Origin of the sequence: Thalassolituus sp. UBA2590, assembly GCF_002339775.1 — a bacterium.
Classification (GTDB): Bacteria; Pseudomonadota; Gammaproteobacteria; order Pseudomonadales; family Oceanobacteraceae; genus Thalassolituus.
The window spans coordinates 1-17,749 of sequence record NZ_DDKU01000134.1 but is presented as its reverse complement, the minus strand read 5'-3'; the positions used below and the strand labels follow the sequence as shown (position 1 = coordinate 17,749).

The following is a 17,749-nucleotide window of genomic DNA, read 5'->3' as shown; positions in this document are numbered from 1 at the left end:
CATGAGACAGTAATGAGGCGCACAAACCCATGACAACCCGTATCGCCATCAACGGTTTTGGACGTATCGGCCGCTGTGTGCTGCGTGCGCTTTATGAAAACGGTTACCGGCAGGACATCGAAGTGGTCGCGATCAACGAGCTGGCAGACATTGAGTCGCTGAGCTACATGCTGCGTTACGACAGTACGCACGGTCGCTTCAATGGCACCGTCAGCATCGCTGATCAGCAGCACCTGATGGTCAACGGCGATCGTATCTGTGTTCGTCATATCAGTGATCCGGCAGAACTGGATTGGGCTGCGCTGGACGTGGACCTGGTGCTGGAATGCAGCGGCCAGATCCGCTCACGCGAAGATGCCGAGCTGCACCTCAGCCGCGGTGCGAAGAAAGTACTGATTTCGAACCCGGCAGACAGCGCAGTCGATAACACCATCATTTATGGTCACAACCATGACTCACTGGCGGCGGATCAGCGCATTGTTTCTAACGGTTCCTGCTCGACCAATGCTCTGATTCCGGTACTGACATTGATCGATCAGGCCTATGGCATTGAAGCCGGGGTCACGACCACCATCCACTCCGCGATGAATGATCAGCCAGTGATTGATGCCTACCACTCAGACCTGCGTCGTACCCGATCATCTGTGCAGAGCATTATTCCTGTCGATACCGGGTTACCCGCGGGGATCGAGCGCCTGATGCCGCAACTGGCCGGCAAAATAGAGAGCCTGCACGTGCGTGTGCCTACCATCAATGTCTCGGCGTTGGATATCACGTTGCAACTCAACAAAGCGACAGATACCGAAGCGGTGAATCAGTTACTGGCGACAGCGGCTAATCAGAGGTTCGACGGTATTCTGGGGCTGACCCGTGAAGCCCACGCCTCTATCGATTTTAATCATGATCCGCGTTCGGCCATTGTGGATGCGACTCAGACCCGGGTCAGCGGCGGACGCTTGCTCAAACTGTTGGTCTGGTTTGATAACGAGTGGGGCTTTGCTAACCGTATGTTGGACACGGCCAGTGAGATGATTGTGATCAAGGCCTGATTAAGCGCTTTTCTCTTCCCCAAACTGTAACTCGGCCAACCGCTTATACAAGGGCGAGCGTTCAAGCAGTTCATCGTGCGTGCCGACAGCCACTATACGCCCCTGGTCCATCACAACGATGCGGTCGACGTGTTTGATGGTCGACAGACGATGCGCGATCACAAAGCTGGTGCGGTTCTGCATCAGTTTATCTAACGCCTGTTGCACAAGGTACTCGCTCTGGGCATCTAAGGCGCTGGTGGCTTCATCAAGCAGGAGGATTTTCGGATCGTGCAGAATCGCTCGGGCGATGGCCAAGCGTTGCTTCTGACCACCCGATAGTTTCACGCCGCCTTCTCCCAGATACGACTCGTATTGTTCCGGCAGCTGCTGAATAAATTCATCGGCATGCGCCGCTTTGGCGGCAGCGAGAATATCCGCATCGGAGGCGTCAGGTCGGCCGTAGCGCAGGTTTTCCAGCACGTTAGTGCTGAACAGCACCGGCTGTTGAGGCACTAGAGCAAACTGGCTGCGCAGGCTCTGTAACTGCCATTCAGGCAATGGTGTGCCTTCCACCAGAATTTGCCCATGTTGCGGATCACGAAAGCGCAGCAGCATATCGAACAGGGTGGATTTGCCTGCCCCGGATGGCCCGACCAAGGCAATGCGCTCGCCAGCGCGTACCTCGAGATTGAGTTCTGTTAAGGCTGCTTTGTCTTGCCGCGAAGGGTAGTGGTAACTGACCTCTTGAAATGCAATCTGAGTCTCGCTGTGCTTTACGGCAGGAGTCACATTGTCGGCGGGTGATCGTATATCAGACTCCGCCGCCATCAGTTCACGAATACGCTCTGCTGCGCCCGCCGCGCGTTGAACTTCTCCGTAGACTTCGGTCACCGCGGCCAGCGAGCCGCCGACCATGATGGCGTAAAACACAAAGGCGGCCAGATCGCCGCCACTCAGGCTGCCGGTAATCACATCGTGACCGCCGACGTACAGCATGCCCGCAACGGACCCCATCACCAGAATCATCACCAGCGCGATCATAAACGCGCGTTGGCGAATGCGCAGCAAGGCGACATCGAAGGCGGATTCTGCCGCGTCGCCAAACTGTTTGTTTACGCTGTCTTCACGAGTAAAGGCCTGCACGACTTTGATGTGTTGCAGACTTTCCCCGGCCCAGGCGCCGACGCTGGCGACTTTGTCCTGGCTTTCGCGCGAGAGTTTTTTCACTTTTCGCCCGAAAAACACCATAGGAAACACCACCAGAGGCACGGCTACTAGCACGATCAGGCTGAGTTTGAGGTTGGTGATAAACATCAGGGTAATGCCGCCCACAAACGTGAGGGCATTGCGTAGAGCAAAGGAAAACGACGAGCCAATTACGGTTTGCAGGAGCGCAGTATCGGTAGTGATCCTGCTCTGGATTTCGCCAGACAGGTTATCTTCAAAGAAGGAAGGCGGCAGAGTGACTAAGTGTCGGTAGAGGGTTTTACGGATGTCAGCGACCACCCGCTCGCCAAGCCAGGACACCATATAGAACCGGAAGTAAGCCCCGACTGACACTGCAACCACCAATACGGCGAAAAAGATCACCGCGTCTTTCAGGCCTTCGACTGAACTGGCCGCAAACCCCTGATCGATCATCAGGCGAACGCCCTGACCAAGGCTGAGCGTCAGGCCAGCCGTAGTCACCAGTGCGATCACTGCAATGGTTAAACGCAGTTTGTAAGGGCGGATAAATTGCCAGAGCCAGCGCAGCATCAGAAAGCCTTTGAACTGTAATTACACAAAAGGGTAAGCAGGCTATCGGCACTGACCGAGGTAAACAAGGTAAAGGTCAGTTCTGGGCGGTGATTGTCATGTGTGTGCCGATGAAACGCACTGTTCATGCTGGTATACTCCCGCGCGAATTTTGATCGATCTGGCTGGTTGCATAAATAGGCACCGCCAGTCGTGTAGGCGTTGGCGGTAAGTCTCTGCTGACACGCGGTGAATACATCCTTGTACGCTCGGCTGCCGCGTCCATGCGGCAGACGGTCAGCCGAGGCTTATCCGCAACGCCTGACAAACAAACGACTCCATTATCTGGGACATGACTATGACTGTTTTGAAAATGACCGACCTGGACCTGAAAGGAAAACGGGTTCTGATCCGCGAAGACCTGAACGTGCCGGTAAAAGACGGCAAGGTGACTTCTGATGTGCGTATCCGTGCGTCACTGCCAACCATTCAGCACGCGCTTGAAGCCGGTGCCAAAGTCATTGTGATGTCTCACCTGGGTCGTCCGACCGAAGGCGAATACGCCGAAGAATTCTCCATGCAGCCTGTGGCTGATCACCTCGCTGACCTGCTGGGTCGCGATGTAAACGTTGTTAAAGACTTCCGCGTGGGCATCGAACTGGCCGACGGCGAACTGGCACTGCTCGACAACGTACGCTTTAACAAAGGCGAAAAGAAAGACGAAGATGAACTGGCTAAAGCCTACGCCGAACTGTGCGATATCTTCGTGATGGACGCCTTCGGTACGGCGCACCGCGCTCAGGCATCGACGCACGGTGTCGCCAAATTTGCACCGGTTGCGTGTGCAGGTCCTCTGCTGGCTGCCGAACTCGATGCACTCGGCAAAGCATTGGATAAACCAGCTCGTCCGCTGGTCGCCATTGTGGGTGGTTCTAAAGTGTCGACCAAGCTGGAAGTACTCGAAAGTCTGTCCGACATCTGTGACCAGATCATCGTGGGTGGCGGTATCGCCAACACCTTCCTGGCGGCAGCAGGCAAGCCTGTTGGTAAGTCACTGTACGAAGAAGACCTGATTCCAGCGGCGAAAAAGCTGATGGAAAAAGTGTCTATCCCAGTACCAACCGACGTAGTGTGCGGTAAAGAATTCTCTGAAACTGCCGTGGCGACTCTGAAGTCTGCAGATGAAGTAGAAGCCGACGACATGATCTTCGACATCGGCCCGGATTCCGCCAAAGCACTGGCAGAACAGCTGAAAGAAGCGAAAACCATCATCTGGAACGGCCCGGTAGGTGTATTCGAATTCGACCAGTTCGGCGAAGGCACCAAAGCGCTGTCTCTGGCGATTGCTGCGTCTGACTCTTTCTCCATCGCGGGCGGCGGTGACACCCTCGCGGCAGTAGACAAGTACAACATTGCTGAGCAGGTGTCTTACATCTCTACCGGTGGCGGTGCATTCCTTGAATTCGTAGAAGGCAAAGTACTGCCAGCGGTTGCGATTCTGGAAGAGCGCGCGAAGTGAAAGCTTTAATGTTGATTGCTGTTTGCCTGCTCACGGCTTGCGCACAGCACACCATCGATAAGGACTCAGCCGTTCAGCAATCGGTGGATCAACAGAACAGGCATTTTGAGACGATGGGCGTGCCGAGGAATCACCAGCCTCAACCGCAAGCACCGTTTTACTAGGCGTTAGCCGAGGGAAAAGGTTTAGCTTAGAAAGATTGTCTCCATTTAAGCCCCAGCAATGCTGGGGTTTTTATTGGAACTTGTGAAAGCGTTGGGTGAAGGATAATGTAGCAGTCAATCGGAATGATCATTTGTTAATAAGGGATTGCTAGCTGTCTTATGAAAGGAAAAATCTGCCACTGGAAAGATGATGGAGGTTTCGGCTTCATTCAACCTGAGGACGGCTCTGAAAAAGTGTTTTTCCACATCTCTGTGGTAAAAACGAACGCTCGCAGGCCCCAAGTAGGTGACAGCGTGCTTTTCGAACCCACGCGAGACGGTAATCAGAAGCTTAAGGCCAGAGGGGTTGTGATCGAGAGCGTGCCTCGAGGCACTCAGAAAACTTACAAGCGCTCCAAAAAACAGATTGAAGGACCCAAAAAAGACATCCTCGATTACATCTGTATTCTTACCGCTTCAGTCGCGGTTGCTGCGATAGGTGTTGGACTATATTGGTCTAAAGGCGTTGGCGATTTATGGCTCTTTTGTGTCATCGCCGCGGTCGCAATTTTAATTCTGAATCGGCAGAAGAAACCAGCAGACAAATCGTTTGATTGTGCTGGTTGCGGAAGTCGGGCGCTTCATGAGATGCGAACTATCAGAGCGTGGAATAATGGCTTTACTAGATTTTACTGTAAAACTTGTCACTCGCAGTGGTTAAAAGATAATCCCTCGCAGCCGATTAATTCGACACACAGCAAAGGAAATGGCTGTATTGGGATGGTCGCAATGATGGTCCTTATACCAACGTTAAGTGGCTTTGCTTTGTTCCAGTGGCTTGCCTGAATCGCTATCGCCAAACTCAAACGGGACGAGTTTCAAATGCTTTGACCACCTTGCCGCCCGACATTCTCGCCCGGAGGTTTCTATCCCCACCTTTAATCGCTAGAATACCCGGATATTTTTTAGTCCCCATTTTATAGACCCATTGAAGGTATTCTCATGGCATTGATCAGCATGCGTCAGATGCTGGACCACGCAGCCGAGTTCGGCTACGGCGTACCAGCGTTCAACGTAAACAACCTCGAACAGATGCGCGCCATCATGGAAGCGGCAGATAAAACGGATTCTCCAGTGATCGTTCAGGCGTCTGCGGGTGCCCGTAAGTACGCAGGTGCTCCGTTTCTGCGCCACCTGATTCTGGCTGCCATCGAAGAATTCCCGCACATCCCGGTATGTATGCACCAGGATCACGGTACCTCTCCGGCGGTATGTCAGCGTTCTATCCAGCTGGGCTTCAGCTCAGTGATGATGGACGGCTCTCTTGGTGAAGACGGTAAAACGCCAACCGATTACGAGTACAACGTTGATGTGACTCGTCGCACCGTTGAAATGGCGCACGCTTGTGGTGTTTCGGTCGAAGGCGAATTGGGTTGTCTGGGGTCTCTGGAAACCGGTCAGGCTGGTGAGGAAGACGGTATTGGTGCAGAAGGCACTCTGTCTCACGATCAGATGCTGACTGACCCTGAAGAAGCCGCTGACTTCGTACGCAAGACTCAGGTAGACGCGCTGGCGATCGCGTGCGGTACCTCACACGGTGCGTACAAGTTCACCCGTCCGCCAACAGACGATATTCTGGCCATCGACCGTATCAAAGAGATCCACAAGCGTATTCCGGATACTCACCTGGTTATGCACGGCTCGTCTTCTGTACCTCAGGAGTGGCTGGCGGTGATCAACGAGTTTGGTGGTGAGATTCCAGAAACTTACGGTGTGCCGGTTGAGCAGATTGTTGAAGGTATTAAGTACGGCGTTCGTAAAGTGAACATCGACACCGACCTGCGCCTGGCGTCTACTGGTGCGATCCGTCGCTTTATGGCTCAGAACCCATCTGAGTTTGACCCACGTAAGTACCTGAAAGAATCTGTGAAGGCGATGACTGAGATCTGTATCGCCCGTTACGAAGCCTTCGGTACTGCGGGTAATGCGTCTAAGATCAAAGCGATCTCTCTGGACGATATGTTCGAGAAGTACCAGAGCGGTGCTCTTGATCCAAAAATCAGCTGATCTGTTGATCCAGTTGATAGTAAAAAGGCGCTTCGGCGCCTTTTTTATTGCCTGTATTTCCTGCACCATAATAAATATAACCAAAAAGGAATGAAGATGAGCAGGCTAGAGCACAAAATACCCCCTCCCTTGGTTGGCCTTTTATGCGCACTACTGATGTGGGGGTTAAGCACGCAGACGCCGGTAATACACTGGTGGGGAGTAACTGCACAAACAGTGACGGGTGTTTTAGTCGTCATCGGCCTGTTTCTGGATTCCGGTGGGCTTGTCTCATTTATCCGCAAGAAAACGACCATCAATCCGATCAAGATCGAGAAGGCGTCAGCGCTGGTCACCGGTGGAGTGTATCGATTTACCCGCAACCCCATGTACCTGGGAATGGCCTTACTGCTGAGCGCGCTGGCTGTGTGGCTTCAGAGCCCGGCCTCGTTCATTGGCCCTGCTCTTTTTGTGGGGTACATCACCCGCTTCCAGATAATTCCGGAAGAGCGGACCCTGCTCATGCTCTTTGGTCAGGATTACTCAGATTATCAGGCCAGGGTCAGGCGGTGGCTCTAGGGCATCCTGGTATACGGCCTTAGTCACGGGTCGGAACACTTTTCGAAATTCCAGCATATACTGTAAGGTTTTTCCTTTTGGGCCTTTAGTGTGTCTGATCTATCCGATGCTCTGGAGCAGCTTACCTACGCCTTTGACCCGGTTGCTGTGCTGAAGGGCAGTAAGCTGCTAGAGCAAAGTCTGTTGAGCTTACTCCGTACCGCACGAACAAAGCTGAGAATGGAAGTCGGCTTTATATCGCGCTTCGATGGGGATATGCGGACCTTCTATCTGGTAGATTCGGCTCCGGGTGTTGATATTGTCCGGTCTGGCGGATCGGATTACCGGGGTGAAAGCCTGTGTCAGAGGGTCGTGGATGGCCGCGCACCGCAACTGATAGGAGATGCACAACAGACCTCCGGGGCAAGTGACCTCACCGCTGTGAAACTGGTGCCGGTCGGGGCTCATATCAGTGTTCCTATCGTGTTCTCTGACGGCTCTGTGTTTGGCACCTTTTGTGTTTTCAGTCGTTATTCCATCCCTGAGCTTAACTATCGAAGCCTGGCGATGTGCCGGGTGTTTGCTGATGCGATCGCGACTATGATCGAAGAGGCAGAGGCTTTACCTCAGTATGAATCTGAGCATCGTATTCAATTGAAAAGCGAAGTTACCGAGCTGATCACCACACATGGACTGAAGTATGTTCGGGTTCCGCTGGTTAATCTTAATACTGGTAAGCAAGAGGGCACGGAGTTAATACCGAGCCTGGTGAGGGCAACAGATAACATAGCGAGCCCACTACTGCTTGTGCACCAGGCTGTTCGTTTAGGTCTCGCAAATCTGATAGGTGTAAATTTAATTGAGCAATTGCTGGCTGAGCTATCAGCATCACCCCATGAAAGACATGTAGTAGTTAACGTTACGCCAGAATTTCTCGCAGAGTTTAATTTTACAGCTTGGCTCAATAATGATCTTTGTGGCCGGATAGTTTTTGAGATATCTGAACACGACCGCGTTGCCAGTTATCATGAACTGAAGCGAATACTACAGCCGCTGCGTCAATCTGGTATCCGGTTGTCTATTGATAATGCGGGGGCCGGATTTGCATCGATGCAGCATATATTGCAGCTACAGCCTGAGTTCGTAAAACTGGATAGTGGCCTTACTTGTGGCATCGCCTCAGACACCGGCCAGCAGGCGATGCTGCAGGCTCTTTTGCTGTTCTCAAGGTCTCAGGGAAGCACCTTAGTTGCGGATGGAATATCGGATAAACAGGATGAGGACTACCTGCTCCACTCCGGGATATCACTTGGGCAATATTGCCAGTAGTTCTACATATCTTGAGCAGTAGATTCTTGCGTTTAAGTTTATTTGGGAAGCTGGCCATAGTTTGGCGTATTTTGTCTTCTATCGTCGGTTCAATCACCATAAACCGAGCTGAAAATACGATATTTGCCTGAATGACCGTTGAAGATTTATTCACGCTTTGCAGAAATAATCCGTACAAACGCTCCATATTTGACCTGACTGGAGAATGCTGGGAGGTGTCACCTTGTGGGGCATGTTTAATTCCGACAGAGTGCTATAGTTCCATGGTGAAGAGTCTGAAGGTATCACTTAATGGAAAAGCGCCCGGATGTCGCGAGACAGCTCGCAGAGGTGATCAATGAGCCTGCTCCTAAAAGCCCGGAAACACTGAAAACAGCGATCTCGAGTCTTATACGTTCTGTACGTGATCGGCTTGATATGGATGTGGGTTTTTTATCTGAGTTCAGCCAGGATCAGCGGGTATTCCGTTTCGTCGATTGCGCCAGTGATGCCAATCTGGTGTCTGAAGACAGCTGTGGCCCATTAAAAGATAGTTTCTGTGAGATGATCGCCGATGGCCGCCTTAAGCAGCTGGTACCGGATACTGAAGTAAGTGGCGAAACAGACCTGGTTCCCGAATTTACGACGATTCCCGTTAAATCCCACGTCAGTGTTCCTGTTGTTTTGTCTGATGGCCATACCTTCGGTACGTTCTGTATTTTCAGTCGTGAGGTTAAGCCAAAACTTAATAATCGTAGCCTGATGCTCGTACGGGTTTTCGCTGATGTTATTGCGGCTTTGATTGAAGATGCTCGTAAAGGCAGCGAAGAAAATCGCCAGCGTCAGGAAGTCATTCTCGATATTCTCGAGCGTGATGAGTTACTTCTGCACGCCCAGCCAATCTGTGCTCTGACAGACCGTTCCGTTAAGGGGTTTGAATTACTGGCGCGTTTATCGACAGACCTTGATCTGTCACCGGCTCAACTCTTTATTGATGCGGATCGCCTTGGCCTGTCGTCGGCGATTGGCCTCAGAGTAGTAGAGAAGTCTAAAGAGGCCCTGGCGGTGCTACCTGCTAATGCATATGTTTCTATCAACGTAACGCCGTCCTTCCTTCTCCAATGTGATATTTCAGGAATTTACACCCCTGAAGAAGCAAAGCGTATTGTTCTCGAGCTGACAGAGCATGAGGAAATCGCGGACTACGACCTCTTAAATGCCCGCCTGAAACCGCTTCGGGATTCGGGGATGCGTCTGGCCATTGATGATGCGGGTGCAGGCTATGCGAGCATGCGTCACATTCTTTTACTCAGCCCGGATATGTTGAAACTGGACATGAGCTTGATCCGTGACATCGATCAGGACAGAGATAAGCAGTCTCTGGTTGCTGCGCTGAGGGGCTTTGCCGAAGTTCAGGGATATAAAGTTGTCGCCGAGGGGATAGAAACCGAAAGCGAACTCGCTGAGTTAGAGACGCTGTTTATAGGCTACGGGCAGGGCTATCTTTTATCTCGCCCGCAGCCATTAGCAACGTTTACTGAATGACGTAGTGCGGCTGTCAAGCAGCCGCTGCAGTATCTTTAATTTTCTGTACCATGGCCCGCAAACCATTTCCTCGTGTCGGGCTAAGGTGCTTCACTAAGTCGACCTGCTTAAAGTACTCATCACTGTCGAAAGTAAGAATCTCTGCTGGCGTTTTAAAGTTGTATGCCGCCAGCACCATTCCCAGCAGCCCCCGAACAATATGTGCATCGGAGTCGGCTTCAAAGACAAGCTTTCCATCTTCCGCAGAGTGATCAATCCATACCTGGCTCTGGCAGCCACGAAGAAGAAACTCATCGGTTTTCTTGTCGTCGCTCATTCCGGGAAGTTCTTTCCCCAGGTCAATAATGTACTTATAGCGTTCTTCCCAGTCATCGAAGAAGCTCAGAGTATCGACGATGTCTTCACTGGTAATACTATTTCCAAAAGGACTTTCGAAGGACATGTTGGCTCCTTATAGAGATTCAATGAATGTGCGAATACGCTGAGCCGCTTCAATGCACTCCGATGTCTCAGCAACCAGCGCCATGCGAATACGGTGCTCACCAGGGTTAATACCTTCGACTGTACGCGAAAGGTATGAGCCCGGCAGTACAGTCACGTTCTGTTGAGCAAACAGCTGCTGAGCAAATGTTTCTTCGTTAATCGGCGTCTTGGGCCATAAATAGAAGCTCGCTTCCGTCTGTTTAACGTCCAGTACCGGGCTGAGAATCTCAAGAACTGAGCGGAACTTCTGAGTGTACTCGCTGCGATTCTGCTGTACGTGGCTTTCATCGTTCCAGGCTGCGATGCTCGCTAGTTGAGTGTGAACCGGCATCGCGCAACCATGGTAAGTACGGTAGAGCAAAAACGGCTTCAGCAGATCGGCGTCGCCGGCAATAAAGCCAGAGCGCAGGCCCGGCAGATTTGAGCGTTTAGACAGCGAGTGGAATACCACGCAGCGTTTGAAGTCTTTGCGGCCGAGTTGCTCACAGGCTTCCAGCAGGCCCATCGGTGCATCGGCACCATCCACATAAATTTCTGAATAGCACTCGTCGCTGGCGAGTACAAAATCGTATTTATCGGCCAGTTCAATCAGTTTTCTGAAGTCGTCCAGCTTCAGGGTTGAGCCGGTCGGGTTGCCAGGAGTGCAGACAAACAAAAGCTGGCAGCGGTGCCAGACCTCTTCAGGCACAGCATCGTAATCCGGGTTGAAACCGTTTTCCTCAAGGCATGGTAAGAAGTGCGGTTCGGCACCTGAAAGGTAAGCTGCGCCTTCGTAAATCTGGTAGAAAGGATTCGGAGAAACAACCAGAGGACGATACTGGCTGCGATTAACGACTGCCTGAGTAAAAGCAAAGATGGCTTCACGGGTACCGTTTACCGGAATGACCTGAGATACCGGATCGACGTTCTCCAGCGAAAAACGGCGTTCCAGCCAGCTGGCGATGGCCGAGTTCAACTCTGGCAGGCCCTTCGTCGTCGGGTAGTTCTCAACGCGTTGCAGTTCTGTGCGCAGGGTATCAAGTACAAACTCCGGCGCTGGGTGCTTAGGTTCGCCAATCGACAGGGCGATATGCTCCAGATCTGCAGGAGGCGTGACCTCGCCCTTCAGTTTGGCCAGTTTTTCAAATGGGTAAGGCTGGAGTTTGCTCAGATCTGGGTTCATGCCGCTTCCGGTCTTGTTGTTCAGAAAGCGCGCATTATAGCCCTTTTACAGCGCAATTCCGATTGTGTGAAGTAAACAAGAAAGCCCCGCCAGTCTGCACTGGCGGGGCTTTTTATTTGCTAGTTAAAGCAGGTCTTATTTAGACGCTTCAACGATACGCTTCATGTCAGTCATGTAGCCACGCAGCTCAGCACCAACCCACTCAACTGGGTGGTTACGGATAGCTTCGTTAACTTCGATCAGACGAGCGTTGTCTACAGAATTAGACTTCAGGTTCAGGCCTTTACCGATCACGTCAGTGCTGATGTGTGGCATGAACTTCTCGCGCAGCAGAGGTACGGCAGCGTGAGAGAACAGGTAGTTACCGTATTCAGCCGTGTCAGAGATAACAACGTTCATCTCGTACAGTTTACGACGTGCAATAGTGTTCGCGATCAGTGGAGTTTCGTGCAGAGACTCGTAGTAAGCAGACTCTTCAACGATACCGCTTTCAACCATAGATTCGAACGCCAGCTCAACGCCCGCTTTGATCATAGCAACCAGCATGATGCCGTGGTCGAAGTATTCCTGTTCGTCGATCTGAACGTCAGAAGCTGGTGCTTTTTCGAAGCCAGTTTCTGCCGTTTCTTCACGCCATTTCAGCAGGTTCGCATCGTCGTTTGCCCAGTCGGCCATCATAGTGGAAGAGAATTCGCCTTCCATGATGTCAGCCTGGTGCTTGCGGAACAGAGGACGCATCAGTTCTTTCAGTTCTTCAGCCATGTCAAACGCAACGATTTTCGCTGGGTTAGACAGACGATCCATCATGTTAGTGATGCCGCCGTACTTCAGAGCTTCAGTCACAGTTTCCCAACCGTACTGAATCAGCTTGGCTGCGTAGCCTTCGTCGATACCGTCTTCAACCATTTTCTCGAAGCCCAGGATCGCACCAGTCTGCAGCATACCGCACAGAATAGTCTGCTCGCCCATCAGGTCAGACTTAACTTCAGCAACGAAAGACGATTCCAGACAGCCAGCGCGGTGACCGCCAGTCGCTGCAGCCCATGCTTTAGCGATGTCCCAGCCTTCGCCTTTAGGGTCGTTTTCTGGGTGAACAGCGATCAGAGTCGGTACACCGAAGCCACGCTTGTATTCTTCACGTACTTCAGAACCCGGGCACTTAGGTGCAACCATAACAACAGTCAGGTCTTCACGGATCTGCATGCCTTCTTCAACAATGTTGAAGCCGTGGGAGTAACCCAGGCAAGCGCCTTCTTTCATCAGAGGCATAACCGCATTCACAACAGAAGTGTGCTGCTTGTCTGGCGTCAGGTTCATAACCAGGTCAGCAGTTGGGATCAGCTCTTCGTAAGTACCAACGTTGAAGCCATTTTCGGTAGCGTTTTTCCATGACTGACGTTTCTCAGCGATCGCAGCTTCACGCAGAGCGTAAGATACGTCCAGGCCAGAGTCGCGCATGTTCATACCCTGGTTCAGGCCCTGAGCACCACAACCAACGATGACAACTTTCTTACCTTTCAGGAATTCAGCTTCAGAAGCGAATTCAGAACGGTCCATGAAACGGCAGCGGCCGAGTTGATCCAGCTTCTGCTGGAGGTTCAGAGTATTAAAGTAGTTAGCACCCATCACAATTCTCCTGTAATGAAAGCTGGCTGCATCGCCCTGACTGTGTTGCCGGTTCACCGTGAGTGCTCACTTATTACAATAAGCTCCGCGCTCCCAGTGAACCGCCGCCTTGTCAGGCCATCTTCGCCGACGCTTTCGCAGTTAAGTTAAACCACTCGCCTTGCTCTGACTGCCTCGGTTACGCTTCCAAGACGGTGCGATGTGTAGCTAGTGGTTGATATAAAAATTCGAGACGAATGATAGGTGATGAGCGTCGTTGCGTAAAATGCTATTATTGCTAGCAGTTGTTGCAAATACTGCAATGTCGAGTCAGGTACCTATTTAGCCTATGGAATACAAAGACTTACGGGTTTTCCTTACCGTCGTTGAAGCTCAGCATCTCGGACGGGCGGGGCAGCAATTACATATGAGCCCTTCAACACTCAGCCGTCGTATCAGTCGTATGGAACAGGATGCGGGTGCTCAGTTACTGGTACGTGACAGCGGGCCGTTAACCTTAACGCCAGCCGGCGAGCTGTTTCGCCAGCATGCGGAGCAGACACTGGATGCCTGGCAATCGCTGCGCTCCGCGGTAAATGCGGAGGTGAGTGATCTGGAGGGGTCGCTGACGCTCTTTTGTTCTGTCACCGCCAGTTATTCTTTTCTGGCTGATCTGTTGGCCCGGTTCAGGGAGCAATATCCTAAAGTTGATCTGCGGATTCATACGGGTGATGCCGCGGAGTCTATCCCCAGAGTCGCCTCCGGGGATGCGGATGTCGTGATTGCTGCAAGGCCCGAACAATTGTCGCCTGACCTGACGTTCAGGGGGATTTCTGAGTCGCCGTTGCTGTTTATCGCGCCAAGAACGGTGGGAACTGTTCCTCAGCTCTCACAATCAGACATATCGTGGGCCGAGGTGCCTATGGTGCTCTCAGAGACTGGTCTGGCACGTACACGCGTAAACCAATGGTTTGCTTCACGTAGTCTGACGCCCAACATCTATGCACAGGTGACGGGGCACGAAGCCATTGTCAGCATGGTGGCACTCGGCGTGGGTGTTGGGGTTGTCCCTCAGGTTGTCTTACAGAACAGCCCACTTCTTAACCGTGTGCGGGTGTTGTCGGTAACGCCTGAACTGGAGCCCTTTCATATTGGGCTCTGCTCGCGGACGGAACGACTCAATGAGCCAGTCTTACAGGCGCTTTGGCAAACCGCAGGGCGATGACATGGCCAGATGGACTGGTTTCGCCCATAATAGCCGCAGAACTTTAAAATCCGCAGCTCATGCGGGCCGAACACATTAAGGATCATAGTGTGAGTGATAACGAAGACGCTCAGGTACCGGTAGCAACCAAAAGGGACAGGAAGGGGATTTACCTCTTGCCCAACCTGTTTACGACGGGTGCATTGTTTTCAGGATTTTACGCCGTCGTTGCCGGCATGAACGGCGATTTTGAGAATGCAGCCATCGCAATTTTTGTCGCCATGGTGCTGGATGGACTTGATGGTCGCGTTGCGCGTATGACGAATACCCAGAGTGATTTCGGCGCAGAGTATGACAGCCTCGCCGACATGGTCTCTTTTGGTGTGGCGCCTGCGCTGGTCGCGTTCAGCTGGGCGTTGCAGGATCTGGGTAAAGTCGGCTGGGTCGCAGCTTTCGTCTACTGTGCGGGGGCAGCTCTACGTCTCGCGCGCTTTAATACTCAGCTGGCGGTGGCTGATAAAAACTACTTCACCGGACTGGCGAGTCCTTCTGCAGCGGCAATTGTTGCTGGGAATATCTGGGTCTTCACAGAGTCGGGCACGCAGGGAGCTGATGCTGCCTGGTGGATGGCTATTATCGTGACCGCAGCGGGCCTGTTAATGGTCAGCAACTTCAAGTACCACAGTTTCAAAGGTCTGGATCTGCGCGGCAAGATTCCTTTTGTCGCCTTGCTGGCCATTGTTATGGGCTTTGCGATTGTATCGATTGATCCCGCAACGGTCCTGCTGGCTGTCTTTATGTTGTATGCATTATCTGGCCCGGCATGGGCGGTGAAAGAAAAGTTGTTTGATTAACGACTATACGAATGTAGACATAAATATGGAAAGAAGCCCGGCACAACAACCGGGCTTTTTTGTCAGAGTAATTCAGCCATTAGAGGTGCATATGCTGATTCCAAAGCGTCGTTACCCCAAAATCGATCCTTCAGAGATCACGCCAGAAGAGTTGTACGTCAACAGGCGTCTCTTTATGAAGGGCAGTCTCACTGCGGCAGCGGCACTCAGTACAATACAGGCACAGGCGCTTGTGTCACCTGAGGGAGGTAGTCGTATACCTGAAGGCCCTGAGTGGCTGGAGAAGGCCGTCGTTAATGCGTCTGAAACGTCCTTTGGTGCTGGTGAAAAGCCAGCGCCTTATAGCTCAGCTACGCAGTACAACAACTTCTATGAGTTCGGGATGAGTAAGTCGGACCCATTCGAAAACTCAGGTAAGTTCACGACAGACCCATGGAACATGACTGTTGAAGGTGAGTGCGAGGTGAAAGGCTCCTTCGCGCTCGAAGATCTTCTAAAGGGAATCGACCTGGAAGAGCGGATTTATCGACTGCGTTGTGTAGAGGCGTGGTCAATGGTGATCCCTTGGGTAGGTTTCCCACTGGCTGAGCTGATTAAACGCTTCAAGCCCTTATCTTCAGCCAAGTACGTCGAGTTCGTGACTGTTGAGCGACCAAAAGAAATGCCGGGGCAGCGCTCGGTATTCTCTACTATCGATTGGCCTTACCGAGAGGGGCTCAGAATGGATGAGGCCATGAATCCACTGACGCTCATGGCAGTAGGGATGTACGGCAATGTCCTGCCAAATCAGAACGGAGCGCCGATGCGCCTTGTTGTTCCGTGGAAGTACGGCTTCAAGAGCATTAAGTCGATCGTAAAAATCCGTTTCCGCGAAACCATGCCTCCGACGACTTGGAACGATCTTGCTCCCCAGGAATATGGCTTCTATGCCAACGTAAATCCGGAAGTCGATCATCCGCGATGGAGTCAGGCTTCTGAGCGGCGCCTGCCTAACAGCATCTTCAGCCCCAACCGGATACCGACTGAAATGTTTAACGGGTACGGCAAACAGGTTGCTCACCTGTATAAACGTATGGATCTGCGTAAATGGTACTAACGCTGACTGGGCGTAGGTGGCTTATTGGTATCGCCTGCGCACTACCACTCATATACTTAGTGCAGGCAATAGTCCGGGTGCAGACAGGCGAATGGAACCTGTTAGGGCCGGAACCTGGCAAGGCAATTACCCACTTTACAGGCACATGGGGCTTCAACTTCTTGCTGCTGACACTCGCAGTGACACCGATAGTAAGACTTACGAAACAGAAGTGGCTGATGCCACACCGGAGAATGTTGGGCCTCTATGCAGCTTTCTATGTATCTTTGCACGCATTAGCGTACCTGGCTCTCCTTCTGGGGTGGCAGTGGGGTGAGTTAGGTCGTGAGGTCGTGGAGCGTCCATATCTCTTGGTTGGAGCTTTATCATGGTTGCTCTTGTTGCCGCTGGTGATCACCTCGACGAAAACATGGCAGCGAAGGCTGAAGAGGCGCTGGAAGAAACTGCACCAACTCATCTATGTAATCGTAGCCCTCGCAGCCGTTCACTATTTATTACAAATCAGGGCTAGCTGGTTTGAGCCTGTCGCCTACACTCTTATAGCTGCATTCCTGCTGGCGTTAAGACTATGGTTTTTTGCTAAGAAGAAACGCGCCAGAACTTCCTGAAAATTATTACAGAAAGTAGTTGACCCAAATCGCCGCATCTCTATAATGCGCCGCTCTTGATCGTTACCCAGCACAGCGCTGAAACGAAAAGGAAAACGGGTCGAAAAAAGGTGTTGACCAAGTCTGAAAAGACTGTAGAATGCGCCGCCTGATCCGACAGAGAGGCTCCTCGGAGTTGTCTGGAAAAGGTTTACAACTTGTTGATTTTAAAAGATTTTTTTGAAAATTAACGGTTGACAGCGAAAGGTTCTCTGGTAGAATGCTTCGCACTGATCGGGACGCTGAGTTGTCCGGATCAGATGTCAAGAATTAAGAAGTTCGCTTCTTAAGAAAGTTTAAAAAACTTGTTGACATCGAAAGCTGCTTCTGTAAAATGCGCAGCCCGCTTTGAGAGAAAGCTTCTGGCAGATTCAAAGCAACGTTCTTTAAAAATTAGCATTAAGTAATTCGTGTGGGTGCTTACTGAGATGTTGTGGAGACATAAGATTTCAAGTAAGAACTCGTCGAAAATTCATTTACGTGAATGTTGACAGTTTTATTCTTGAGCAAGATTAGATCGGATATTCCACCGATCGAAAACTTTTAAACTGAAGAGTTTGATCATGGCTCAGATTGAACGCTGGCGGCAGGCTTAACACATGCAAGTCGAGCGGTAACAGAGATAGCTTGCTATCTGCTGACGAGCGGCGGACGGGTGAGTAACGCGTAGGAAACTACCCGGTAGTGGGGGACAACCATTGGAAACGATGGCTAATACCGCATACGCTCTACGGAGGAAAGGGGGCTTCGGCTCTCGCTATCGGATGTGCCTGCGTGAGATTAGCTAGTTGGTGGGGTAAAGGCCTACCAA

The 17,749-nt window shown here is 51.7% G+C and carries 15 protein-coding genes and 1 rRNA gene; 12 read left to right on the top strand and 4 right to left on the bottom strand.

The genetic code is table 11. The features are described from left to right. Positions 1–29 precede the first annotated feature (29 nt). Positions 30–1,049 carry a type I glyceraldehyde-3-phosphate dehydrogenase gene (locus B2067_RS11685; protein WP_301388573.1) on the top strand — a complete coding sequence of 340 codons (1,020 nt, stop codon included), beginning with the start codon at positions 30–32 and terminating at the stop codon, positions 1,047–1,049. On the opposite strand, the gene B2067_RS11680 is transcribed toward B2067_RS11685, so the two are convergent. Beyond that, positions 1,050–2,789, bottom strand: a complete 1,740-nt coding sequence (locus B2067_RS11680) for an ABC transporter transmembrane domain-containing protein (protein ID WP_301388572.1) — start codon at positions 2,787–2,789, stop codon at positions 1,050–1,052. 337 nt (positions 2,790–3,126) lie between these two features. On the opposite strand from B2067_RS11680, the gene B2067_RS11675 reads away from it, so the two are divergent. The 6 genes from B2067_RS11675 (at position 3,127) to B2067_RS11650 (ending at position 9,887) form a co-directional block, all read left to right on the top strand. Continuing rightward, on the top strand, positions 3,127–4,287 hold the full coding sequence (locus tag B2067_RS11675; RefSeq protein ID WP_301388571.1) for a phosphoglycerate kinase: 1,161 nt from the start codon (positions 3,127–3,129) through the stop codon (positions 4,285–4,287). 323 nt (positions 4,288–4,610) lie between these two features. Beyond that, the gene (locus B2067_RS11670; protein ID WP_301388570.1) at positions 4,611–5,276 is read left to right on the top strand and encodes a cold shock domain-containing protein; all 666 of its coding nucleotides are present in this window, start codon (positions 4,611–4,613) and stop codon (positions 5,274–5,276) included. Positions 5,277–5,432: 156 nt separating this feature from the next. Beyond that, positions 5,433–6,497 (top strand): class II fructose-bisphosphate aldolase, encoded by a 1,065-nt coding sequence (gene fba / locus B2067_RS11665; protein ID WP_301388569.1) that lies wholly within the window; start codon positions 5,433–5,435, stop codon positions 6,495–6,497. A 96-nt stretch (positions 6,498–6,593) separates the two neighbouring features. Beyond that, a complete protein-coding gene (locus B2067_RS11660) occupies positions 6,594–7,055 on the top strand; it encodes a methyltransferase family protein (protein ID WP_068438131.1) in 462 nt (153 codons plus the stop codon). Between the two features lie 90 nt (positions 7,056–7,145). Continuing rightward, complete coding sequence (locus B2067_RS11655) at positions 7,146–8,363, top strand: EAL domain-containing protein (RefSeq protein ID WP_068438128.1); 1,218 nt, start codon at positions 7,146–7,148, stop codon at positions 8,361–8,363. Between the two features lie 291 nt (positions 8,364–8,654). After that, on the top strand, positions 8,655–9,887 hold the full coding sequence (locus B2067_RS11650) for a sensor domain-containing phosphodiesterase (RefSeq protein ID WP_301388568.1): 1,233 nt from the start codon (positions 8,655–8,657) through the stop codon (positions 9,885–9,887). 13 nt (positions 9,888–9,900) lie between these two features. Here B2067_RS11650 and B2067_RS11645 read toward each other — a convergent pair whose 3' ends face one another. From B2067_RS11645 to ilvC, 3 genes are all read right to left on the bottom strand, one after another. After that, positions 9,901–10,329 carry a SufE family protein gene (locus tag B2067_RS11645; protein WP_068438126.1) on the bottom strand — a complete coding sequence of 143 codons (429 nt, stop codon included), beginning with the start codon at positions 10,327–10,329 and terminating at the stop codon, positions 9,901–9,903. Positions 10,330–10,338: 9 nt separating this feature from the next. Beyond that, positions 10,339–11,532 carry a succinyldiaminopimelate transaminase gene (dapC, locus tag B2067_RS11640; RefSeq protein ID WP_068438124.1) on the bottom strand — a complete coding sequence of 398 codons (1,194 nt, stop codon included), beginning with the start codon at positions 11,530–11,532 and terminating at the stop codon, positions 10,339–10,341. Positions 11,533–11,667: 135 nt separating this feature from the next. After that, positions 11,668–13,158 carry a ketol-acid reductoisomerase gene (gene ilvC, locus B2067_RS11635; protein WP_068438119.1) on the bottom strand — a complete coding sequence of 497 codons (1,491 nt, stop codon included), beginning with the start codon at positions 13,156–13,158 and terminating at the stop codon, positions 11,668–11,670. Positions 13,159–13,486: 328 nt separating this feature from the next. Between ilvC and ilvY the strand changes: the two genes are divergently transcribed. The 5 genes from ilvY to B2067_RS11610 form a co-directional block, all read left to right on the top strand. Next, the gene (ilvY, locus tag B2067_RS11630) at positions 13,487–14,362 is read left to right on the top strand and encodes an HTH-type transcriptional activator IlvY (RefSeq protein ID WP_068438116.1); all 876 of its coding nucleotides are present in this window, start codon (positions 13,487–13,489) and stop codon (positions 14,360–14,362) included. 59 nt (positions 14,363–14,421) lie between these two features. After that, the gene (pssA, locus tag B2067_RS11625) at positions 14,422–15,195 is read left to right on the top strand and encodes a CDP-diacylglycerol--serine O-phosphatidyltransferase (RefSeq protein WP_084189041.1); all 774 of its coding nucleotides are present in this window, start codon (positions 14,422–14,424) and stop codon (positions 15,193–15,195) included. A gap of 91 nt (positions 15,196–15,286) precedes the next feature. Further along, positions 15,287–16,291: a protein-methionine-sulfoxide reductase catalytic subunit MsrP gene (gene msrP, locus B2067_RS11620; protein ID WP_068438606.1), complete on the top strand. Its 1,005-nt coding sequence runs from the start codon at positions 15,287–15,289 to the stop codon at positions 16,289–16,291. Next, a complete protein-coding gene (locus B2067_RS11615) occupies positions 16,282–16,899 on the top strand; it encodes a sulfite oxidase heme-binding subunit YedZ (protein WP_068438609.1) in 618 nt (205 codons plus the stop codon). The genes msrP and B2067_RS11615 overlap by 10 nt, the downstream gene beginning before the upstream one ends. 584 nt (positions 16,900–17,483) lie before the next feature. Next, positions 17,484–17,749: ribosomal RNA gene (locus tag B2067_RS11610) — 16S ribosomal RNA — on the top strand; the annotation flags it as partial.